A 2,921-nucleotide genomic window follows, 5' to 3' on the forward strand; every position below is an offset into this window, starting at 1 on the left:
CCCATGATCGTTTATTTGGGGAGCGCGAAAGCGTTCTCGTGGTGCGATGTACAGCAAAAGCCACCGATCTCAGATGCTACTTATCGTTATCAGAACTCCAAAGCGCCCTCTGACACCCCACAGGCCTCGCGGACGACTCGGCCCCCGCGTCGTGTTCGGACTCAAGGCGCGCGGGCGTCGGTCACCCGTTGAGGAGGGTGATGCAGCGCCCGGCCGGGCTGGTCACGGTGGTGATCGCGGTGCGTTCGTCGATGGGAGGCGCGTTCGTGCGCTGGTCGAAGATCGCAAGGGTGCCGGTCGGCAACTGGAGTCGGTCGAGATAGCGGTCCAGCTGTAGGAGCCCGGCCTTGAGCGGGTTGGATCTGCCGGTGCGCCAGGCCTTGATCTCGAAACCCTCGCGCTGGACCTGCCGCGGTCCCCCGCGGGGTACGTAGGGCCAGCGGAGATGAAGGTCAATGCGGCCGGAGCCGAGCGCGTATTCGCGTTCGATCTGGCCGGTACCGTTGATGGCGCGCTGGAGGTAGCCCATGAGAATGAGCTGGGGCGCGGCCTCGTTGTAGTAGCCGCGGCTGGTGAGGAACTCGCCGTTCTCGATCCACCAGACCGCGAAGTCGGCGAGGACTCGTGGAAGATCGAAACTGCCGTCCGGGCGGACGAAGGTGCGGGGATCGGTGGTGATGCTCTCCTGCACGGAGGACGACAGGACGCGGACGATGACCTCGCGGTAGATCGGATTCGCGGCCCGTACTGGTGGGTCGGGTGCGATGAGGCCGAGATCACGGACATAGCTGACGTCGTCGTCGTACGGGTCGAGGACGAGCGGGTCCCCGGCGATCAACGGAGCGATGATCTCACGGACACGGGGTTCGGCTAGCTTGGAGGCCAGCGAGTCCAGGTGGGTGGCGCGCGCAAGGACGAGCCGTTCCTTCGCGGCCTCGAGATGCTCAAGTGTGATCGTCTCTGTGGCGGGCATGGCCATCTCCTCGACGACCTCGCGGGCCAGCGCGTTGACCAGCCACGGCTGGCCGCCCGTGAGCTCGTAGGCGTGCTCGACGGCGCCCGGCGCGAACGGCTGGCCGGTGGCGGCGGTGTGCTGACCGTAGAGCTCCGCCACCTCATCCGCGGTGAAGTCGCCCAGCCTAAGCGACTTGAGTTTGATGTTGAAAGGGCTCGACGTGCCCAGCCGCGACGGGTCACCACCGGCCGCCGCCTTGTAGTCACGGACATCGCGGAGACCACACAGCACGACCGATGCCGGGAAGGGCGCTGTGGAGCGGGCGTTGTAGCCGTCCCGCACCTGGCTGAGCACACTGATCAGCGACTGGCCCTGAAGGGCGTCGATCTCGTCGAAGAACAGGACGAGCGGACTTGGGCAGATCCGGGCCCAGGCTCCGAGCGCCTCGACGATCAGGGTGCCGTCGGAGGTCTCCGGCCACGGCGCCGGCCGCAGCTCCGCAGGCAGGGTGTCCTCGGCGCTGGAGCGGAGCCGGTCGAGAATCGCCCGGGACGCGGCGCGGATGTCGTCTCCCCAGGCGCGCCCGGTCTCGCAGGAGACGTGCACCGCGGCGTACCGGCCCTGCATGGTCAGGTCGGCCGCGAGTGCGCGGAGCGCCGTCGTCTTCCCCGTCTGGCGGGGCGCGTGGACGACGAAGTAGGCCTTGAGATCCACCAACCCGGGCGCCTCCGGGAGGCGGGACAGCGCCGGGATCATGTAATGCTCCGCGGGGATGCACGGCCCAGCCGTGTTGAACCGACGGCTCACCAGTCCTCCTCCCCGCCCGACTCGCTACTTCACGACCAGCCTACCCGTGATCGACGATCTACCTGTGCGGCGAGTGATTCCTCCCTGACTGGTCGCGATCGCGCGGACGGACCAATGGAACACTCGTTCAATCCGTCAGGCGACACTCCGGTCGGCGCGGCCATCCAGCGTCGCCCCTGGCCAGGGGCCGGGTAGCGACCGGCCGGACGGTAATTTCAAGGCCAGCAACCAAGATCTATCGATTCGGATGCTGGTACAGAGAGGCCACCCTTTTTCTGATCACGCCTCCGACCTCGGTGAATGCGGTTCGCGATCTATCGCTTTGAGATTCAACACCATGGAACGGTGCTGGTCAGGGCCTCGACAGCTGGTTCGAGCCCCGGCCGGACGACCATGTTGGGATCATGCGAACCGCGTCCGTTCCGCCGAGGTGCTGAGCGGTGGCGACTTCGGAGGACCCGCGGTAGCCACGGCAGCCGCTGGGGCCGCGGCAAGAACGCGCATGGCAACCTGTTCGCCGACGGCCTGGGCAGCGACGAAGGGACCATCACGTCCCAGCTGCCGTCCAGCATGCCGATGGCACCGGCCGGGAGTCGCCGTTCACGTCAGGCGGCAGGACCATGCCCTTCGTCCTGGACCACGTCAGGTCCGTGGTCTCCTTGGCTGACGTCCCCGATTCAGTGGTGATCATGGTTGACACGTCCCGCGCACGGCTGTTCGGCAACCTCGACGATGAGATGCCTGGTGCATGACGGGATGCCTTGAGGAGGATCGCGGAGCCGTGCCCGGTCGCGATCTTTCTCGACGGTTCTACGAGCGGGCGGTTCGGTCGCTGGTCGTGGGCGTGCCCCACGCTGCCGCGTTGCTCGGTGAGGGGTCCGAGGTCCTCGGCTTCGACGACGAGGTCTCCACGGACCACGACTTCGGCCCCCCGTGCACGACCCGCTCGATCTGCTCACCACGCGGCGTCGGGCACTGGCCTGGTACCCCGACGACGTCTGGCGCTACGTCCTGGCAGCCGGCTGGCTGCGGGTCAGCCAGGAAAAACCGTTCATCGGCCGCACAGGTGGCCGCGGCGGCGACGACCTCGGCTCGCGTGTGCTTGCCGCCCGCGTGGCCCGCGACCTCATACGGATCGGCTTTTCTCCTCGAACGCCTT

1 protein-coding gene and 1 pseudogene are annotated in these 2,921 nt (G+C 67.2%); one reads left to right on the forward strand and one right to left on the reverse strand.

What is annotated here, in order from left to right:
* Positions 1-181 precede the first annotated feature (181 nt).
* Complete coding sequence (locus ACY45C_RS17565; protein ID WP_462188644.1) at positions 182-1,762, reverse strand: ATP-binding protein; 1,581 nt, start codon at positions 1,760-1,762, stop codon at positions 182-184.
* A gap of 781 nt (positions 1,763-2,543) precedes the next feature.
* On the opposite strand from ACY45C_RS17565, the pseudogene ACY45C_RS17570 reads away from it, so the two are divergent.
* Positions 2,544-2,921 (forward strand): annotated as a pseudogene (locus ACY45C_RS17570) (DUF4037 domain-containing protein); the annotation flags it as partial.

This window comes from Frankia sp. CcWB2 (assembly GCF_977927585.1).